23 protein-coding genes are annotated in these 18859 nt (G+C 66.4%); 6 read left to right on the forward strand and 17 right to left on the reverse strand.

Features of this window, described 5'->3' with window-relative positions:
* Positions 1–12 precede the first annotated feature (12 nt).
* The gene (locus ACTVZP_RS05295) at positions 13–1734 is read right to left on the reverse strand and encodes a PHA/PHB synthase family protein (RefSeq protein ID WP_443211059.1); all 1722 of its coding nucleotides are present in this window, start codon (positions 1732–1734) and stop codon (positions 13–15) included.
* Positions 1735–2041: 307 nt separating this feature from the next.
* On the opposite strand from ACTVZP_RS05295, the gene ACTVZP_RS05300 reads away from it, so the two are divergent.
* The 3 genes from ACTVZP_RS05300 to ACTVZP_RS05310 all read left to right on the forward strand — a co-directional run bounded on the left by ACTVZP_RS05300 (position 2042) and on the right by ACTVZP_RS05310 (position 3846).
* Positions 2042–2980: an alpha/beta fold hydrolase gene (locus tag ACTVZP_RS05300; RefSeq protein ID WP_443211060.1), complete on the forward strand. Its 939-nt coding sequence runs from the start codon at positions 2042–2044 to the stop codon at positions 2978–2980.
* A gap of 163 nt (positions 2981–3143) precedes the next feature.
* Positions 3144–3347 (forward strand): PLD nuclease N-terminal domain-containing protein, encoded by a 204-nt coding sequence (locus tag ACTVZP_RS05305; RefSeq protein WP_443211433.1) that lies wholly within the window; start codon positions 3144–3146, stop codon positions 3345–3347.
* Between the two features lie 40 nt (positions 3348–3387).
* Positions 3388–3846 carry a ferritin-like domain-containing protein gene (locus tag ACTVZP_RS05310; RefSeq protein WP_443211061.1) on the forward strand — a complete coding sequence of 153 codons (459 nt, stop codon included), beginning with the start codon at positions 3388–3390 and terminating at the stop codon, positions 3844–3846.
* Between the two features lie 105 nt (positions 3847–3951).
* Here ACTVZP_RS05310 and ACTVZP_RS05315 read toward each other — a convergent pair whose 3' ends face one another.
* The 14 genes from ACTVZP_RS05315 to ACTVZP_RS05380 form a co-directional block, all read right to left on the reverse strand.
* Positions 3952–5223 (reverse strand): methyl-accepting chemotaxis protein, encoded by a 1272-nt coding sequence (locus ACTVZP_RS05315; RefSeq protein ID WP_443211062.1) that lies wholly within the window; start codon positions 5221–5223, stop codon positions 3952–3954.
* Positions 5217–5531, reverse strand: coding sequence for a hypothetical protein (locus ACTVZP_RS05320; RefSeq protein WP_443211063.1), 315 nt, complete (start codon positions 5529–5531; stop codon positions 5217–5219). Before ACTVZP_RS05320 ends, ACTVZP_RS05315 begins: the two co-directional genes overlap by 7 nt.
* A 380-nt stretch (positions 5532–5911) precedes the next feature.
* Positions 5912–6316 carry a hypothetical protein gene (locus tag ACTVZP_RS05325; RefSeq protein ID WP_443211065.1) on the reverse strand — a complete coding sequence of 135 codons (405 nt, stop codon included), beginning with the start codon at positions 6314–6316 and terminating at the stop codon, positions 5912–5914.
* Complete coding sequence (locus ACTVZP_RS05330; RefSeq protein WP_443211066.1) at positions 6313–7275, reverse strand: cytochrome c oxidase subunit I; 963 nt, start codon at positions 7273–7275, stop codon at positions 6313–6315. Before ACTVZP_RS05330 ends, ACTVZP_RS05325 begins: the two co-directional genes overlap by 4 nt.
* Positions 7170–7460, reverse strand: a complete 291-nt coding sequence (locus ACTVZP_RS05335; protein WP_443211067.1) for a cbb3-type cytochrome c oxidase subunit I — start codon at positions 7458–7460, stop codon at positions 7170–7172. The genes ACTVZP_RS05330 and ACTVZP_RS05335 overlap by 106 nt, the downstream gene beginning before the upstream one ends.
* Positions 7457–7738, reverse strand: a complete 282-nt coding sequence (locus ACTVZP_RS05340) for a hypothetical protein (RefSeq protein ID WP_443211068.1) — start codon at positions 7736–7738, stop codon at positions 7457–7459. The genes ACTVZP_RS05335 and ACTVZP_RS05340 overlap by 4 nt, the downstream gene beginning before the upstream one ends.
* Positions 7739–7910: 172 nt before the next feature.
* Entirely contained in the window at positions 7911–8534 is a 624-nt protein-coding gene (locus tag ACTVZP_RS05345) for a c-type cytochrome (RefSeq protein ID WP_443211069.1), read from the reverse strand.
* 15 nt (positions 8535–8549) lie between these two features.
* Positions 8550–8879: a hypothetical protein gene (locus ACTVZP_RS05350; RefSeq protein WP_443211070.1), complete on the reverse strand. Its 330-nt coding sequence runs from the start codon at positions 8877–8879 to the stop codon at positions 8550–8552.
* 628 nt (positions 8880–9507) lie between these two features.
* Positions 9508–10356: a DUF305 domain-containing protein gene (locus tag ACTVZP_RS05355; RefSeq protein ID WP_443211071.1), complete on the reverse strand. Its 849-nt coding sequence runs from the start codon at positions 10354–10356 to the stop codon at positions 9508–9510.
* A gap of 372 nt (positions 10357–10728) precedes the next feature.
* A complete protein-coding gene (locus ACTVZP_RS05360; RefSeq protein WP_443211072.1) occupies positions 10729–11424 on the reverse strand; it encodes an outer membrane protein in 696 nt (231 codons plus the stop codon).
* 245 nt (positions 11425–11669) lie between these two features.
* Positions 11670–11867, reverse strand: a complete 198-nt coding sequence (locus tag ACTVZP_RS05365; RefSeq protein ID WP_443211073.1) for a CsbD family protein — start codon at positions 11865–11867, stop codon at positions 11670–11672.
* 104 nt (positions 11868–11971) lie between these two features.
* Positions 11972–13756 carry a sensor histidine kinase gene (locus ACTVZP_RS05370; RefSeq protein WP_443211074.1) on the reverse strand — a complete coding sequence of 595 codons (1785 nt, stop codon included), beginning with the start codon at positions 13754–13756 and terminating at the stop codon, positions 11972–11974.
* Complete coding sequence (locus tag ACTVZP_RS05375; RefSeq protein ID WP_443211075.1) at positions 13753–14337, reverse strand: RNA polymerase sigma factor; 585 nt, start codon at positions 14335–14337, stop codon at positions 13753–13755. Before ACTVZP_RS05375 ends, ACTVZP_RS05370 begins: the two co-directional genes overlap by 4 nt.
* On the reverse strand, positions 14334–14537 hold the full coding sequence (locus ACTVZP_RS05380) for a NepR family anti-sigma factor (protein WP_443211076.1): 204 nt from the start codon (positions 14535–14537) through the stop codon (positions 14334–14336). Before ACTVZP_RS05380 ends, ACTVZP_RS05375 begins: the two co-directional genes overlap by 4 nt.
* 102 nt (positions 14538–14639) lie before the next feature.
* On the opposite strand from ACTVZP_RS05380, the gene phyR reads away from it, so the two are divergent.
* On the forward strand, positions 14640–15449 hold the full coding sequence (gene phyR, locus ACTVZP_RS05385) for a response regulator PhyR (protein ID WP_443211077.1): 810 nt from the start codon (positions 14640–14642) through the stop codon (positions 15447–15449).
* A 24-nt stretch (positions 15450–15473) separates the two neighbouring features.
* Here the strand turns inward: phyR and ACTVZP_RS05390 are convergent, their stop codons facing one another.
* A complete protein-coding gene (locus tag ACTVZP_RS05390) occupies positions 15474–15833 on the reverse strand; it encodes a hypothetical protein (protein ID WP_443211078.1) in 360 nt (119 codons plus the stop codon).
* 75 nt (positions 15834–15908) lie between these two features.
* Here ACTVZP_RS05390 and ACTVZP_RS05395 point away from each other — a divergent pair, with 75 nt between their 5' ends.
* Positions 15909–16661 (forward strand): Crp/Fnr family transcriptional regulator, encoded by a 753-nt coding sequence (locus ACTVZP_RS05395; protein WP_443211079.1) that lies wholly within the window; start codon positions 15909–15911, stop codon positions 16659–16661.
* A 99-nt stretch (positions 16662–16760) separates the two neighbouring features.
* Positions 16761–17252: a hypothetical protein gene (locus tag ACTVZP_RS05400; protein WP_443211080.1), complete on the forward strand. Its 492-nt coding sequence runs from the start codon at positions 16761–16763 to the stop codon at positions 17250–17252.
* 323 nt (positions 17253–17575) lie between these two features.
* Here ACTVZP_RS05400 and ACTVZP_RS05405 read toward each other — a convergent pair whose 3' ends face one another.
* Positions 17576–18832, reverse strand: coding sequence for an AGE family epimerase/isomerase (locus ACTVZP_RS05405; RefSeq protein WP_443211081.1), 1257 nt, complete (start codon positions 18830–18832; stop codon positions 17576–17578).
* Between the last annotated feature and the right edge of the window lie 27 nt (positions 18833–18859).

Genomic DNA, 18859 nt, shown 5'->3' on the forward strand with positions numbered 1-18859 from the left:
TGTCCCTGACCTTCAGCGTTGCAGGATGTAGGTGCCCGGCGCGTCGCAGAGCGCGGGGTAGCCGCCCGAGGCATTGCCCATCGGCGGCAGCTTGGTGCGGGGCAAGGACCGTTCCGCAAGCCAGGCGCCCCACGCGGGCCACCACGAGCCTTCGGCCGGCGTGGTCGTGGCGAACCACTCGTCCGCATCGCGATAGGCATCGTCGCGCTGGGTGGTGGCGATGCGGAAATGCCGCCGCTTGTGGCCCGGCTCGGACACGATGCCTGCGTTGTGGCCACCCGAGGTGAGGATGAAGGTCGTCTCGGTCTCGGTCAGGCGCTGGATCTTGAACACCGACCGCCAGGGCGCTACGTGGTCCGTCTCGGTGCCCACCGCGAGGATCGGCAGCCGAAGTTCGGTCAGCGAGAGGGCATGGCCCTCCAACTCGAACTTGCCCTCGGCGAAGCGGTTCTCGAGGAAGAGCTGGCGGAGATATTCGGAGTGCATCCGGTAGGGCATCCGGGTCGCATCCGCATTCCAGGTCATCAGGTCGTTCGCATGCGGACGCTCGCCCATCATGTATTCGTGGATCATCCGCGACCAGATCAGGTCGTTCGACCGCAGGAGCGTGAAGGCCCCGCTCATCTGGTCGCTGTCGAGATAGCCCTGATGCCACATCATGTCCTCGAGCAGCGCGACCTGCGCCTCCGAGATGAAGAGCGCGAGTTCGCCTGCCTCGGAAAAGTCCACCTGCGCCGCGAAGAGCGTCATCGAGGCCAGCCGCTCGTCATGGTCATGCGCCATCCGCGCCGCCATGATTGACAGGAGCGTGCCGCCAAGGCAGTAGCCCGCCGCGTGAACCTTCGGCGCGCCCGTGATCTCCTGGATCGCCTTCAGCGCCGCTCTTGGCCCCTGGTCGAGGTAATCGACAAGGCCCAGGTCCCGATCCTCGGAGTCGGGGTTCCTCCACGAGATCATGAAGACGGTGAAGCCCTGCGACACCAGCCAGCGGACCAGCGAGTTCTGCTCGGTGAGGTCGAGGATGTAGTATTTCATGATCCAGGCCGGCACGATCAGCACCGGCTCGGGATGCACCTGCCTGGTGGTGGGCGTGTACTGGATCAGTTCCATCAGATGGGTCCGCGCGACCACCTTGCCGGGCGTCGCCGCGAGGTTCTCGCCGACGCGGAATTCGGTCTGGTCCATGGAGGCGCCGGTGACGAGCTGCGCCATGTCCCCGGCGAAGTTCATCGCGCCCTGCATCAGGTTCGCGCCCCGCGTCTCGGTCGTGCGGCTCAGAACCTCCGGATTGAGGAAGGGAATGTTCGAGGGCGACCAGACGTCGAGCATCTGGCGGACCGAGAAGCTCAGCGCCGCCTCATGCGTCCGGTCCATGCCGCGCAGTCCGGTGGTGGCGGCCTGCCACCAGTCCTCGGTCAGAAGGAAGCAGTCGCGCATCGCGGCGTAGGGCTGGCTGCTCCACGCTTCCGCGGCAAAGCGGCGATCCTTCACGGGCGCCTCGTGCGCCTGAAACCCGCCCTGCATCAGCGTCGTGGCCGAATTGACGGCCTTCTCCAGAAGTTCCACCTGTTTGCCGGGTGCTGCAGCGAGGTGCATCATCCAGTCGAGAGTCGCCGTCGCCAGCACCGAAGGTGCCAGTCCGCGCGTCATGCCCGCAATCGTCGCGCGCGCAGCACGATCGAGCGCCTGCCCGTAAGCAGGCACGCCCTCTGCATTCCACTTCATGTCAGACATCGATCTTTCCGTATCTCCGATAACGCCGGAGCCTCTCATACCTTCGGTTCATGAAAACGATATAATGCACACGCAGCATTTCTGATTTGAGCAGGATCAAGTTATTAAAGTGCCGTGATTTAAGGCGCACCTCATATGCTGCATTGCGGCGCAATGACTTGCCCAAGAGGTGCGGCAAAACGCCACGCGACAAGATGAAGTATTGACGGAAGGTTATCGCAACCTAACTGCACGAATCGTGGGTGGGCGATTCTCGGCTGGCATGGGGCCAACGGAGGGAAGTCCGCCAGGTTCCGAGCGGTGGTGCATGAGTAGGGTTCGCCAGTTTCGTCTGATCTTCGTGCTCAACCTCATGGCTGCGGTCATGCTCGGGACCGGTCTTGCCCTGTGGACACCGGACCTTCCACGCGCGGAGCTCGAGAACCGCTATCTCGCGAGCCCAGGAGACCTCGTACAGGTCGCCGGTACCACGATCCACATGCGCGACCGGGGGCCGAAGACCGCGCCGGCCGTCATCCTGATCCATGGCTTCGGGTCCAGCCTCCATACCTGGAGCGCGTGGCAGGATCGCATGGCCGTCAAGCGCCGGGTTATCAGCTTCGACCTTCCCGGCCTCGGCCTCTCTCCTCCCGATGCGACCGGCGACTACTCGGACGAACGTGTCTCGCAGATCGTGCTCGCGATCATGGACCGGGCTCAGCTCAAGCGCGCCGATGTCATCGGCAACTCGATCGGAGGGCGCATAGCCTTCACTTTCGCCGCCGCCCATCCCGACAGGGTGCGCAAGCTCGTTCTCGTGTCGCCGGACGGCTACGAGAGCCCCGGCTTCACCTATGGTGAGGCGCCGGAGGTTCCGATGCTCGCCCAGGCTGTCCGGTTCTGGCTGCCGAAGCCGCTGCTGCGGCTTTCGCTGGGTATGGCCTACGCCGATCCCGAGGTAATGACGGACCAGATCGTGAGCCGCTACCACGATCTCATCCGCGCACCCGGCGTGCGGGAAGCCTTGTTCGACCGGATGCGCCAGACCGTTCTCGTGCCGCCAGAGCGCCTGCTGGCGAAAGTCCGGGCGCCTACGCTGCTGCTCTGGGGCGAGGAGGATGCGGTGATTCCCGTCACCAATGCGCAATCCTATGCCCGCGCCCTCCCGGATGCCCGCACGGTCCTTCTGCCGCACATGGGACACGTCCCGCAGGAAGAAGGCCCTGATCGGTCTCTCGCGCCGGTCGAAGCCTTCCTTGCCACCTGATCCCGCCGACACCGGACGATGTTCGGCGCATCGGAGTGCGGGGCGCGCTGCAGCCGCGCGATGCGTCGTGGAATGAGGAGGTCCGGTTTGGGCCGGGGCAGGAACCGACGCCCCCGCGACGCGTTTGCTGGCATACGAGTTCTTCACACAAGGGATCGCGCAGATGGAAATGAATATGTTTCAGCTTCGGGGCTTCGGCGGCCTCATCATCCTTGCGCTCGATCTCTGGGCCTTGGTATCCATTCTTGGCTCCTCCGCCTCGACGGGGCGGAAGGTGCTTTGGGCGCTGATCGTCATTCTGCTTCCGGTGATCGGCTTCATCCTGTGGCTGGTCCTCGGTCCGCGAGGGGCGTCGCGCGGAATCTGACCGGCACTGCTCAGGGTCCGGTCCGGATGGAGGACTGCTGATGGTCGGGATGCGATCCTACGGCGCGCCGGGGCCCGCGGCGCTTCAGGCGCTCGAGACGCTCCATCTGCGCTGCGTGGATGTGCTGGCCGGTTTCGAGACGATGGTCGGCCGGGCCGAACCGGAGTTCAGGCCGACGGCCGAGCGGTTCCGGGACCTGCACCGCGCACAGGCCGGTGAATTGGCCGAGATGATCGCGCGCTTCGGCCGGAACCCCGAAAGCGACGGCAGCATCATGTCCAAGGTCAATCGGGCGGTGGTATCGCTCCGCTCGATGATCGACGGGATCGACGGCAGCATCCTCGACCAGATCCGTGACGGCGAGCAGCATGTGGTCGATGCCTTCGACGACGCGCTGGGCGAGGGCCAGCCGCTCGACGTCACGGCCCGGCTGCGCTCCATGCGGCGGGAACTCTGCCTTCTCCTCTTCGAAACGCAGGCAGCCGCGAGCGAACGATAAGCCGGGCAGATCCTCCTCGACAGCGGTGGTCCGATCAATGATTGGCGTCCACCAACCCAGAAAGACCGTGCGCGAGGGCGCTCACGGTCTTTCGATCGAGTTGATTCAGGCCGCTGCCAGGGCCCGCGGCCGGACCTTCCGTGCGTTTCTGATTGAGGTCCCCTCGCCCGGCTGGTCCGCATCGGCCATCTGGTCGATCCTGCAGATGGCCGCCTTGACCTCGGCAAGACCCTCCGACTGCTGAAGCGCGCTGGCAGCAATGCTGCTGACCAGATCGTCGAGATCCGACACCACGGCGGAGATCTTGGAGAGGGCCACGCCCGTGTCGGTCACAAGCTGCACGCCCTCGCGCACCTGACCGGACGAACTCGACACGATTTCCCGGATCTGGCGTGTCGCCTCCGCTGATCGCTGTGCAAGTTGACGCACCTCGGTCGCGACGACTGCGAAGCCACGCCCCGCCTCACCGGCACGGGCGGATTCGACCGCGGCATTCAGCGCCAGCAAGTCGGTCTGTCGCGCAATTTCGTCGATGACCCCGACGATCTGCCCGATCTGGCGCGAGGACTCCTCGATCCGCGACATCGCGGCGGTGGCCTGCCGCACGATGTCGCCCGAGCCTTCCGCATCGTGCCGTGCCCGCGACGCGGCCTGCCGCGCCTGAGCCGCGCCCTCGGCGGTCGATTGCGAGGTGACGGCGATCTCCTCGACAGCGGTCGCGGCCCGTTGCCCCTCGCGCCGCGTCCGGTCTGCCGCTGCCATGGCACGCTCACGGGCCGCTTCCGCTTCTGCCCGCGCATCGGCCGCCTTCTCCGCCGTCTCTGCCAGCTCCAGCCGGCGGGCTCGCACCTCGGCTGCGGCGCGCGCGCTGAGCATCATCGACCAGACGAGGATCGACGCCTCGAGCACCACGATTGCCGCGTGCATCAGCGTGCGCAGCAGGTTGCCCAACGTGTCGGCCGAGGGATAGACCAGCGTCGGAAGGAAGAACCCGAGTGCCAGGTGGTGGACGGCAGTCAGCACGACACCGAACAGCAGAGCGGGAATGCTGCCCATCGTCGCCGCGATCGCCAGGGCGGCAAAGAACATCATGTGCGAGTCGATCTGCCACGGATGGCCGGCGAAGGCTGCTGTGAAGGCGATGCACTGACCTACGAGCGCGAGCGAAACGAGGATCGGTCGCGCCTTCGGCGCGAGCGACTTCGAAAGCAGGGCGAGAACCGCGAAGATCAGCGCCGCAGGAACCGCGATTGCGACAGGGCTGCCCACCAGCCAGGCTGTCAGGGGCGGCAGCGCGCCCAGTGCCACGGCCACCGCGCGGGCGGTGCCGCTCGAATCCTTGTCCATCTCGGACTGTTCCATTTCCAACGTTACCATGGGTCGCCTTCAGATCCACAAAGAGCCAGCAGTTTGGATGCGTCGAGCACAAGCCACGCGCCCGCCGAAAGGAAGGTTTCCGCCGGGGCGCCGACCGCAAGCACCGATAACGGCGCGTGGATCGGGCCGACCAGTCTGCCCCCTGCCGTCTGGACGACCTCCTCCGGTCCGCCGTTCCATGGCGGTGCAACCACCACAAACGGCTCCCGCACATCGACTGAAGCCATGGCCGCGATCCCCGCGACCTCGACGCCGAGGCAGGCCGTAATTCCCAATGTGACAAGCGGCAGCAGCGGAAGGGCCTTCATGCCGGACTTCTACGCCCGGAGCTTGACCATGTCGTTAATTCTTCAATTCAAGATACGAAAGACTGTGCGTCCTCGGCGAAAGGCGGTGCCCGAAAGATGCACCCGGTCGCCGGCATCCCTGGCCTGAACGACCAATGTGCAAGGGGCCTCCAATCATCTCACCGGAGGCACAAGGGCACCTTCGGGCGCGACGTGAGGGGAGGGTGCCGCCGGCTGGCGAACCGGCCGCCGGCGGTCAAGGATCTGATCATTCTGCGAGATTACTCTCGCACACTACTGGCCGCTCGTTTGAGCCCACGGCTCCTTGGCTTGCCGGCGCAGGCGTTGCCGCCCCGGCGAGCGATGCGGGATGCGGACGGCGGAAGGCCGGGAAGATGGGGTCACTCATGTGGCCCGCCTTTTCCAGTTCTCACCGCCCCGGCCACACTTGCCGGCCGAATCACCTGACCGCTACTGAGGATCCTCGGCTCAGGCGGGGCAGGTATCCCCCAGACCAAGGCGATACTGTTGGCGAGGGTGGCGACCAGGAAGATCAGGCTGGAGAACAGGCCCCAGACCGCGAGGAAGCGTGTGCGCCCTTCGGCGTAGCTGAAGAGCAGATAACCGAAGAGGCAGCCCTCGGTCAGGATCAGCGTCAGCATCCCCCAGGCGCCGAGGCTGCCGTGGCCCACGCTGCCGTGGGTCATGGGGCCGAAGGTCAGGATCTCGTGGGCGCGCCCGTCCTGGCGCAGGGTCGCGCCGGAGCGGCGGCCTTCGGTCAAGCGGGGCAGGAGGGTTCTGCTCATCGGCGGTCTTCTGCGATGAGGCCGAGGCTTCGCCGCGGCCAGAGCCAGCCGAGGAGGCAGGCGGCGAGCGCGAGGACGCCCGCGCCCGCCCAGACCCAGCCGCGCAGCAGGAGCGCGGTGAAGAGCAGCGACAGGGCGAGGGTGGTGAAGAAGGGCCAGAGGGAATCCCAGAGCAGGTCGGCGATGTCCTGCGGCTCCGCATCGACCGAGGTCGTCACCAGCGCCTCCTTGCTGCGGTCGAGCAGCGGCCCGTGGACGAGCGATGACCGTCCGGTTCCCTCGTCAAGCCGGTCCTCCCAGAGCGGGTGGCGGCTGGCCACGACCGGGATGGTGGCGAAGTTCCACGGCGGGGGCGGCGAAGAGACCGCCCATTCGAGCGTCGGCGCGTCCCAGGGATTGGGACCGGCGGGCGGGCCCGATCGGAGGGAGCGCAGTACGTCCACCAGGAAGACCAGAATCCCCACCGCCATGACGAAGGAGCCCAGCGTCGTGACCATGTTGACCGCACCCCAGCCGGCGCCCTCGGGATAGGTGTAGATCCGCCGCGGCATGCCCATGAGGCCGGTCCAGTGCATCTGCAGGAAGGCCGCGTTGAATCCGGTGAAGATGAGCCCGAAGGCCCAGGCTCCGAGGCGCGGGCTCATCATCCGGCCGGTCATCTTGGGTAACCAGAAGTGTATGCCGGCGAGCACGCCGAAGAGATTGATCCCGATCAGGACGTAATGGATGTGCGCCACCACGAAATAGGTGTCGTGAAGCTGGAAATCGGCCGCAACCGAGGCGGTCATGACGCCTGAAACCCCGCCGATCGTGAACATGACGACGAAGGAGGCGCAGTAGAGCAAGGGAATGGTCAGGATTGGTCGACCTGTACGGATGGTCGCGATCCAGGCGAAGACGGCGATGGCCGACGGGATGGTGATGATGAAGGAGGCACCCGAGAAGAAGGAGAGCGCCATGAGGGGATGTTGTTCGGCACCGCTCCAGCGAGGAAGCTTGCGTAGATGAAGAGCCCGGAAGCGAGGAAGACCCAGTAGGAAAAGGCGTTCAGCCGTGGAAAGGCCATGTCGCGCGCGCCGAGCGGCGGCGGGAAGAGATAGTTCGAGAAGCCCGACAGCACCGGCAACGCATAGAGGAAGATCATGGTGATGCCGTGGATCGAGAAGAGCTCGTTGTACTGCTCGGGGTCAGCAGCGACTGGTCGGGCCGGGCGAGCTGGACACGCAGCGCGAGCGCCTCAAGCCCGCCAAGAAGCAGGAAGGCGAAGGCGGTCACGAGGTAGCGCAGCCCGATCTCCTTGTGGAAGACCGTGCCGATCCAACCCGTCAGACCGGGCCCTGTCCTCCAGATCCGGTCGAGCCTGCGGCGCAGATCCGGCGTATCGGGACCGAGGCGGGGCGTGCGGCTGTAGGGGTCTGTCATGCGGCCTTCCCTGTTCCCGAGTGCACGGGCGCTTCGGCCGATGCCGGACGCTGCGGTCGGTGTGGACCGTCGACCTCGGCCCGCCCCCCTCTCACGTCCTTCGCCGCGGCGTCGGATCCGAATGTCATGGTGCCGTCGCGCGCGGCAGTCGGACGAAGGGGCGCCGCGGCACTCATTCGAGTGTTCCGAGCCATGCCAGAAGCGCGGCGAGCTCGGCCTCGGTGAGATGCGGAGCGGGCATGTAAGCGCCCGGTTTCAGCGCCTGCGGATCGGTGATCCAGGCCGTCAGCTGCTCCGGCGTGTTGGGCAGGATGCCCCCGGCCATCGTGCTTCGGCTCATCAGATGCGTGAGATCCGGCCCGACGCGTCCTCGGGCAGGCGTTCCCCGGACCCTGTGGCAGGCGCCGCAGGTCTGGAGGAAGACGGTTCGACCCTGTCTTTGCCCCTCGGTCGTGGGCTGGGCGGTCGCCCGGCGCTCTCGCTCCATCCACGCATCGAAGGCATCGGGCGGGTCGGCGAAGACCCGGAGCGCCATGTTCGCATGCTGCAGGCCGCAGTATTCGACGCAGCGCCCCTCCCAGACGCCGGCCTTGTCGGCCTGCAGCCACGTCATGTTCTCCTGTCCCGGTATCAGGTCGGTCTTGCCGCCAAGGGCCGGCACCCAGAAGAAGTGGATCACAGCCGCAGATCTCAGCCGCAGCTTAACCGGCTGGCCGACCGGAATGTGTATCTCGTTCGCCGTGACGAAGCTTCGGTCCGCAGCTTCCGGATCGACGTAGCGGACTCCCACCACCATTGCAGGGCCGTCACCTCAAGGCTGAAGGCCGGCCGGGGCGCTACCATCGCGTTCAACGCCCGCACGGTCCATCCGGTGAAGCCGAGGAGGACGACGGTCGTCAGCAGAAGGCCGCCGTAGATCCAGCATGGCGTGCCTCTCGTCGGCCCGATGGACGGAGGCACGGTCGGCCGCGGGATCCACGCCGCGCTGCACCCGCCGGAGCCCGAAAAGCACGAAACCCGCGATCAGCACGACGACGAGGATCGACACCCCCAGCAGCGCCCAGAGGAGCGGCGTGATGCCGTCGCCCGGTCGGCCTGCAGTCGCAAGGTACTGATAGGGAGCAGCGGCATGTGCAGGCACGGCAAGGATCAGGAGCAGGGGGCCAGCCTCATTCCGTTACCGGGCCGGGCTGCGACGGCCTGCAGCACGCCCCAGTCCGCCGGATGCGGGGCGTCCGGGTGAGACCCGGCCGGCGCCGGTGGGCTCGAAGACTGCAGGAAAATGATCTTTCATGCCGTCACCATCTCTGCGGGGACGCCAAAGGAACAGGTCGCGACGGGTAAGGTTCCGCTCAGTGGAGAAGATGATGCCGGAGAACCCGCGTGGCGGCTCCGGCGTGCAGTAGGTCGTCAAGCGGCCGAAGCCCTCGGCGGGTTCCGCCCGCTGATGCCCAGTTCAAGTGGTGGCCGCGACCGGTGCGGTTCGCCTTCTGCATCAGGTGCATCAGGCGAAGCCGCATGTCCTTGTCCTCAGGCGCCGGTCCCGGCGCCTCCATGGGCTCGAAGGGCGCTCTTCCGGAAAGGCCTATCGGGGCCGAGGCGCCGCGCGTGACGTCGTGGATCACTGACCGGCCGGTTCCGTCCGCCTCGCCAATGGCAGTTCGACGTGCCGATCTCCGAACCGATCGCCCCCATCCGCCGATGCGCAGCAGCCCGTCCACTCTCTCTGCTCCGGAGGCGCGAACGGCGCTCAGGGCGACGCGTGGGCGTCAGGCGCCGCAGCGCCAGGAGCCGCGATAGCCCACCTCCAGTCCTCGATCGAGCGCGAAGAGCAGTTCGGCATCCGACCTCCAGCCACCCTCTTCGCCCAGCTGCCGCACCCTCATCAGGACGCCGGGGGCGGTGAAGGCCATTCCCTCCATGGATCCGTCCGGCTCAAGCGGGACAAGCACGCCGTTCAGTTTCATCACGGCGCCCCCGGCGGAGGCCCAGAGGATCGGATCGGAGCCCTCGCCGCGGCGGAAGGTGCAGCGCTGGGTGCCGGTGACCACCTCCTCTGCCTCGATCCTCGCAATCGGAGAGGGATCGAGTTCGGCGATCAGCGGGGTTGAAAGCGCCTCGTCCAGATCGCCGACATGGGCGGGCGGGTCGATGTAGACGCTGTCCACCGTCCGCCCGGCCGAGACCTCCGCCACGAGATACCGCATCTCCGCGATCTCGCGCCGCTGCGCCGCCGCGATCTCGTCGGCCAGCTTCCGCACGCGCGGATCCTTAATATCGGCACGTTCCGAGGTCATGATGGCAATGGAGTGGTGCGGGATCATCGCTTCCATGTAGCTCGTGCCGCTGACCGTGACCTGGCTGCGGACGAGCCAGAGCGACAGGGCGAAGCCGATGACCGCCGTCACGAAGATCGCCGCGTTCAGCGCGCGGTTCCTGTACATCCCGAGCATGTATCCCAGCATGATGATGGCCATCGTCGCGCCCATCATCAGCGCCATGTAGACCCGCGTCTCGGAAAAGAAGACGTGCTTCAGCGAGTAGGTGTTCAGATACATCAGCCCGAACATCACGAGGGTCGAGGTGAGGATCATCAGGCCGAAGCGGATGTAGGACATGTGTTTCTCCCAGGATCGTCCACGATGGGCAGGAGCCGGCATCAGTCAGGGATGGGCAGGAGCTGGCATCAGTCAGGGCAACCGGCGGAATGGTCCCGGGTTCCGCGCGGAGAAGAGGAGCGTAAGGGCATCACGCCCGGATCGACGCTCGGCCAGCCGTCAGCTCGCCTGCCGCAGAGGGCGCATTGCCGAGGCCCTACACCCCCAAGGTGCCGCTCCCGTCGCATGGGGCGGCGATGCGCTTGGTCAAGTGACCAGCACCGCGACGGGCCGGAGTCGCCTGATGGTTCGATGGGCTGCGCGGGCATGGTGCCGCGGGCCTCCGACATGAGGCGCCCTGACGCAGCGGGGCTTGCTGGGCTTTCCAGAAGGTCAGAACTGGTAGTTGAGACCGATCCGGGCGCGGCTGTGGGTGGGAGTCGCGTTGGTCTCGAGATCCCCGAACCGACGAAGTTCCTTGCCGAGATCGAGGTATTCCACCTCGCCCGTCACCGACCAGCCCGCGCCAAGCGATTTCTCGATCCCGATGCCGCCGAGGTAGCCGGTGGCCTTGTAGTCGCCGTCGAAGCCGTTCACGCTGTAGTCGATGTCGGCCTGCGCCAGCCCGACCTGCCCAAACAGCACCAGATCGGGGCGCACCGCATAGCCCGTCCGAAGCCGCAGAGCGATGAGCGATCCGATCTCGGACCGGCCGGTCAGGCTCTCGCCGCCCAGCACGCCCCGGCTCTCGGCCGATACGCTGCCGGCTTCGTAGGAAAGTTCCGGCCCCATGACCCACGAGCCAAGCTGCCAGCGATAGCCGAGCCGCACGCTCGCCACCGTGCCCGAAACGTCGAGATCGCCGACATCGCCTGCATACCCGCCGCCGGTCTCCCAGAAACCGAGGCGATCGTCGGCACCGAAGGCCCTGCCGACCGTTCCGCCGACATAGGTCCCCGACCAGTCCGGTCTCGAGGCCGGAGCAATGATCTCGGGTTCGGCTTGCGCATTGGACAGGCCGCCGGCCTCGGCGCCCGCTGCGATCGCGCAGATCATGGCGGTCACGATCGAAAGAAGGGCAGAACGCATGTCAACAACTCGCGATGATCTTGTCCGGTGCTTACTACCCGTAGTAACGGGCGTAGGGAAACCCGTTTTATGACCTACCGCCCGTATCTTCCTGCAAGCAGCATCCCTTTGGCTTCCGGCGTCCGGCGCTCCGCCCGGTCTCAAAAGTATCTGGACGCCGTCCTTGCGGCATCGGGACCGCGCCACCGCCCTCCGGAATGCAAAAAGGCCCGCCGAAGCGGGCCTTGTCGCGCATCATGAAAGCCTCAGAGGCCGCGCATCCAGTCGTCGACCTTCCGCTCGGCATCGGCCTTGTCGTCACCGTATTTCTTCTGGATGAGTCCGACCATGCGCTCGCGGTCACCCGCGACCTGCTCGAGCTCGTCGTCGGTAAGCTCGCCCCACTTGCTGCGGGCGTTGCCTTTGAACTCTTTCCAGCGGCCGGAAACCTGATCCCAATTCATGTCACTTGCTCCTTGTACTATTCCCTTGCGGGCTGCCGGATGAACGCATGGCCGGGAAGGGCGGTTCCGGACGCGCGATCACGGATGCGCGCGGTCGCGCTTGGTCAGGACGCCGCGGCGGGAACGGGATCCGTGCCCGCCGCAGCCTCGTTGCGTGCCTCGGCGTCGGCCAGCGGCCGGATCTCGAAGCGGACCCTCAGCGTGTGGCGCTCCTCCGTCCGGTCGATCTTCACCTCGCCGCCGATCTGCTGCGCGAAGCCGGCCAGAAGCTGTGCTCCCAGTCCCGTGCCCATGGCTGCCTGCTCGGTCTGGCGCGGCACCGGATCGAGCGTGTTCGAGACCTCGAGAAGGGCCGTCGACCCCTGCTCGCACCTCAGAGACACGTCGAGCCGCGGCGTCTCTCCTGCCCGGGCGCCAGCGTATTTCATCACGTTGGTCAGCGCCTCGGTCAGCAGAAGCGACAGCGGCACCGCCTGGTCGGGCGTCAGGCGCACGTCGCCGAAATCGGTGTTGACGGCGATGCGACGACCGGGGCCGGTGGCCAGATTGACCACCTGCCGCACGATGTCCGGCAACAGCTCGTCCGCCCGGATGTCGGTCAGACCCGTCGTCTGGTAGAGGCCCCGGTGGATCGTGGCGAGGCTCATGACCCGGTCCTGCAGACCCTTCATGAGCCCCTTCGCCTCGGGCGTCCGGGCCTGGCGCATCTGCATGTTCATGATCGAGGCGATGAGCTGGAGGTTGTTCTTCACCCGGTGATGGACCTCGCGGAGCAGCACCTCTTTCTGGTGCACCATGTCCTCGAGTTCGGCTTCGTCGTGCAGGATCGTGTCCGTCATCCGCGCGAATGCCTCGGCAAGCTCGCGGATCTCCTGCGGCGCGTCCGAGGTGTTCAGCGGATCGACCATCCGGCTTCCCTTCGCAAAGTCGAGGATCGCCTTCCGCAGGTGCCGGATCGGCCGGACGATCATCCGCTCGGCCGCGAGCCAGGTCACGAGGAGACAGGCGAGCCACATCAGCGACGGCAGGGCGAAGGAAGGAAGGGCGCGGATCCAGAGGCCGGTCTTGCCGCCCGCGGGCCAGGATCCCAGGGCATAGAGCCGGCCCGGGATGATCGGCACGACGGAATAGACGCGGTCGCGCCCGCTGATGGTCTTCGCCGTGAAGGCGAGGCTGCGCGTCTCGCCCGCCAGCGCCGGCAGCGCCCTGTCGCGCGGCAGCAATTGCTGTCCCGCCTCGAAGCCGGCCGAGGAGGTCAGGATATCGCCACTGCCGTTGAAGGTCATGAGCACGGGCGGCAACTGGTCCGACGTGATGCTCGGCTGCCCGATGAGGACGCTGTGGGGTAGCGATACCGCGAGGACGCCGATCTGCCTGCCGTTGGGATCGAAGACCGGATTGGTCGCAACGACGACCGATTTGCCCGAAACGCGGCCCTCGGGGCTGACCTGCAGGAGGGGCTCGCCCGCCTCGATTGCCAGAACGGCCGTATCGGAGCCGGTGAAATCTTCTTCCCGGCCGAGCGAGGAGCATGTCATCCGCAGGTCGTTGTCGATGAAGCCGATGACCTCGTAGACCTGCGAGGCATTCTTGACCTCGCGCATGGCAAGGTCGCAGGCCTCGGGGCTGGCCAGCAGCGGCCGGACGATCTCCGACAGTGCTGCGGCCGCGCCCTGCGCCTTCTGGATCAGCCGGATCTCGTGCTCGGCCGCGCGCATCGTCTCGCCGGTCAGGGCAGCCTCGGATCGGGCCTCCGCCTCGCGCAGCACGGCGTGGGACTGGACGACCGAGATAGCCCCGAGCGGCAGCAGGGCGACCGCGAGAAGGAAGGCCATGCGAGAGCCGATCCTGTCCGCGTAGCGCCGCTGCAACCCGGCGAAGGGTGTCATGCAGCCGTCATCCCTGACCGGGACATGACGGCCATGGTCTGCCCGTCAACACCGGAGAAGATCTCTTCTCCCTTCTCGAGGCCGAGCAGCTCGGCCAGACGCGCCCGCGCCCGGTTCGCGCGGCTCTTCACCGTGCCGACCGCCACGCCCATCATCGCCGCCGCGTCCTCGTAGGCGAATCCCGAGGCGCCAACGAGGATGAGGACCTCGCGGTGCTCCGGAGACAATTGATCGAAGGCCGCGCTGAAGTCCGCGAAGGCGAGGTGGCCGTCGTGGGCTGGCTTCACGAACAGGGTCGCGGCGTGAATGCCCTCGGGATCGGGCACCTCGCGGCGATGCTTGCGCTTGTCCGAGTAGAACGTGTTCCTGAGGATGGTGAAGAGCCATGCCCTCAGGTTCGTGCCCTCGGTGAACTTGTCGAAGTTCGTCCAGGCCTTCACGATCGTGTCCTGCACGAGATCGTCGGCCACGGCGACGTTCCGCGTGAGGCTGATGGCGAAAGCGCGCAGCGCGGGCAGGTGCTCGGGCAGTTCGTCGCGCGGATCGCGGTGTTCGGGTGGCGTGTTCTCGGATTTGGTCATCTACCGACTTCCTTCTGCCGCAGCTGGTCGAGCAATTGCGCGAAACGGTCGGGGATCTCTTGCACAAGAGCTTCCTCGTAGACCCGTCTCAGGTTCTCGTCGATCTGCTGCTGCAGTTCTCTCCGTTTGCCCTTCGTCTTGTCGGGTCCCTTGGCCTTCGCCTCGGACGGCGACGCCTTGGGTTCGGTAGATTGCGTCATGGAAACTGCCACGCCCCTCGAAAAAGTTGATAAGATCCCCGGAACCGAACGCCCGCAGGCACGTTCGGTTCCCAAGAATGTTGCAGACAGGGGACCTTGTATATGACCTCCGACACGACGCCCGACCTCGCCAGTGTGATCGGGACCAACCTGCCGTATCTGCGCCGCTATGCGCGTGCGCTGACCGGCAGTCAGGAGACGGGCGACCGGTATGCCGCCGTCACCTTGGAAGCCATTCTGGAGGATACGCATATCTTCGAGGCGACCGAAAGCCCCAAGGTGGCGCTCTTTCATGCGTTCCACCTTGTCTGGGCCAGTGCCGGCGCGCCTTTGGGCGAACCGGACACCCGCCTGTCGCAGAGGGCACAGGACCATATGGCGCGCCTGACGCCCAACACGCGCGAAGCTCTGCTGCTTCACGCGATCGAGGGTTTCCACCATGACGAGATCGGCGCGATCATGCAGGTCGACGCCTCGGAAGCCGCCGAGCTGATCGAGATCGCGCAGCGCGAAATGGCCAGTTCGGTTGCAGGCCGAATCATGGTCATCGAGGACGAGGCGATCATCGCCATGGACATCGTGGCCATCGTCCGCGAAATGGGCCACGGCGTGACGGGCATCGCCCGCACCCGGACCGAAGCCGTGGCTCTGGCCGCGCGGGAGCGGCCGGACCTGATCCTGGCCGACATCCAGTTGGCGGACAATTCCTCGGGCATCGACGCCGTGAACGACATCCTCAAGCAGTTCGAGGACATCCCGGTCATCTTCGTGACCGCCTTCCCCGAGCGGCTGCTGACCGGCAAGCGCCCCGAACCTGCCTTCCTCATCACCAAGCCCTATTCCGAGGATCAGGTGCGTTCGGCCGTCAGCCAGGCGATGTTCTTCTCCTCGACCGAGACGCTGAACGCCTGAGCGGTGATCTCGATGCCCGCTGGATCAGCGGGCATCCTGACCGCGGCGCTCTTCGGCCGCACGCTCCAGCAGCGCCAGAACCGCATCGCTCGTGAAGGGGCGGGGCAGGACCCACCAGTCGGGGCCTTCGCCCGCCGTCTCGGCCTCTTCGCCGAGCAGGACCAGGCGCGTCCCGTCCCGAAGCAGGGCGCACACGAGGGGATGCTCCAGCGCCTTGCTGGGCGCAAGCCCGATGAAGGCCACGCGGGGCCGGCAGGTCGTGCCGAGATCTTCCGGACGGCGTCCGACGATCACCTCGGCCTCCGAATCGTGGTCGAGGATGGTCTGCGCGAGATCCTGCGCGACGACGACATGTTTAAGGGCAATGAAATAGCAGGAGCGCACCGTGTCCCGGCCTCGTGAAGATACCGATGGCGAATTCTATGCACCCGATTGTGCCGCTCTGCATTAAACTGTGACATGCGAGAGAGCCACCCCGCCGTGCATGTCACCGTCTGCCACAACTGCCCATTGCGGCAGTTGCCGCTATTCCTGCCCTTCTCCGAGGGTGAATTGTCTTTCATGGAACGGTTCAAGGTCGGCGAGATGTCCGTCGATCCCGGCGTAATGCTGCTCGAGGAGGGGCAGGGCAGCGCGCATCTCTTCACGATCCTCAGCGGCCTCGGCATCCGCTCGACGATGCTCGAGAACGGACGGCGGCAGGTGATCAACTTCCTCTTTCCGGGCGATTTCGTGGGTCTTCAGGCCGGCCTCTCGGACAAGATGCGACACACCGTCGAGAGCACGACGCCGATGGTTCTCTGCGTCTTCAACCGCGCCAACCTCATGTCCCTTTTTCGCGAAGAGCCCGAACGCGCCTATGACCTGACCTGGATCGCCGCCGTCGAGGAGCATTTCCTCGGCGAGACGATCGCTACGCTCGGCCAGCGCGACGCGACGCAACGAATGGCATGGGCGCTGCTGCGGATCCACGAGAGGTTGCTGTCCGTGGGGCTGGGCGACGGGGATGGAAGGGTTCAGATGCCGTGGCGGCAGCAGGATCTCGCGGATGCGCTGGGCCTGTCGCTGGTCCACACGAACAAGACGATCCGGCGGCTTCGAGAAATGGGCGCCGCGCGCTGGAGTGGCGGCACGCTGTCGATCGACCGCGAGCAGCTCGGTGCGGTCGCGCTCGCCGATCCGGAACAACCGCGGCGTCGCCCCTTGATCTGAGACGCATTTTCGGAACCGGCGCGGCACTTGCGAGTTTGGGTGGCACATGACGGGCGACCCTGTCGCCTGCAGCCAACATGAAGTCCGGAGACTTATCCAATGAACGGGAAGACACTTGCGGCCGCCCTTCTGGGCGCGGCCCTGACCCTGCCTGCGCTGGCCTCGGCCGAAGAGCCGATGATCAAATCCATCGATGTCGAGACCTCGCTCAATGACCTGAGCAATGCCGAGGCGGCAGCCTACTGGAAGTCGCTCGACACGGATCTCGAGACCGCCATCGCGGCGCAGCTCGTGGGCCGCCTTGCCGACGAGGGCATGGACATCAAGATCGACATGAGCGAGGTCGCGCTTGCCAGCTTCTTCGAGTCGGCTGTCGGGGCGGAAAGCACGATGACCGGCACGGTCAACGTGATCGACCTGACGAACAACACGAACTTCAAGACCTTCGACCTCACGGTGACGATGGCGCAGGCGCTGCCGATGATGCCGCCGGGGACCGACATCACCGTGATCCCGCCGACGAGCCAGGAAGTCTACGCGGGCATGGTGGCCACCTTCGCGGCCGCCGTGGTCGAGCGCATCGACACCTGACGGCCGCCTAGCGGCAGACATTCTGAAGGCGGCGCTTCGGCGCCGCCTTTGTTTTGGCCGATGCCTCGCTCTGGATGCGGGAAGGCGTGCGGATGCACCAAGAGCGCACGGCCCATGCCTCTCCTCGCGACTGCCGGGCCGCCGACGTAATTCGGTGCATGGAAAAGAAGCGCGCCGCCAGCAGGGGAGGGATAACCCTGGTGGCGGCGCTCGGCCCGCGGCGATCAAGGGCAAGGCGTCGGGGAAAGCGCCAGCCGCGGGATTGTGTGCTCAACCCCCGCCAGAAGGGGAAGTTCCGGGCTCCGAAAAATTCTTCGGAGGACTCAGCCCGGCTCCGGAGCGGCAAGCGTCATCGCCCTCAGACCGCGACAGAGGCCTGCGTCGGGCGGCAGCATCGGGATGAGGCACGCCTGCACCGCGTGGTAGAGGTCGGGCTTGCCACGGAAGACCTTCTCGACGGGGCGAAGTTCGGAATCGAGTTCGGCGAACCAGCCGCCGTGGGCGTGGTCGATGAATCGCGCGGCGACGAAGTTCCAGATCCGGCGATACCAGTCCTCAAGCCGTGCATCGCCGCCCGATCGACGCAGCACATGGGCAGCCGCGACCCCTTCCGCGCAGGGCCACCAGAAGCGATCCTCGCGATCCGGCCGATCGCTCCAGTGGAGGGTGTAGTAGAAGCCGCCTGCGCGATGGTCCCAGCCGATCGCGACCGTGTGCAGGAAGAGCGCCTCGGCTGCGTCGCGCATCCAGTCGTGTCGGCGACCGCCGAGATGCCAGAGCTGTATCAGCAGGCGGCTCCACTCGAGCGCGTGTCCCGGCGTCGTGCCCGCCGGCCGGAACATCGGATCGCCCGCGTGCTGGCGGTCGACCTGCCAGTGCTCGTCGAAATGTTCGGGGACGCGCCACCCCTCGGCCCGCGCATGGCGGTCGACGATCAGGCTGGCGATGCTCTCGGCCATGTCGAGCCAGCCGCGCTCGCCGGTCGCCTCGAAGGCCGCCATTGCCGCCTCGGTCAGGTGCATGTTCGAGTTCTGGCCGCGATAGGCGCTCAGCGGCTTCCAGTCGTCGGAGAATTCCTCGCGCACCGCGCCGGCTGACGGATCCCAGAACCTGCGGTGCAGAACCTCGGCCACGTCCGACAGCAGTCGGTCGGCATCGGGATGGCCTGCCATCCGTGCCGAGGCCGCGGCGAGGAGCACGAACGCATGGCCGTAGGCCTGCTTTTCGGCGCTGACGATGCCGTCGCCGTCGAAGCTCCAGAAATAGCCGCCGTGCCGAGAGTCCCGGTGGCGCGACCAGAGCGTCTTTATCCCATGGTCAATCGCACGATCCGCCCCCGGCAGGCCCAGTTCCTGCGCAAGCGCGTGGCAATGCACCATGCGCGTCGTATCGTGGATCTGGCGCAGCGCACCCGCCTTGCCGCCGAGCGGCTGACCCCGCAGGTCGAGCGGGCGGAACCCGCCGTCCGGATCGAGGGACGGACGGAAGAAGTCGAAGAGCCCGCGCGCCTGATCCAGCAGCCACAGCCTGTGCGCCGGCCTTGCCGTCCAGTCCGGTCCCGCGTCGGTCAAGCTGCTCATCCGCTCCTCCCTCTCCCGCCTGCGAGC

Source organism: Rhodobacter sp. NSM (assembly GCF_052244495.1).
Classification (GTDB): Bacteria; Pseudomonadota; Alphaproteobacteria; order Rhodobacterales; family Rhodobacteraceae; genus Cereibacter_A.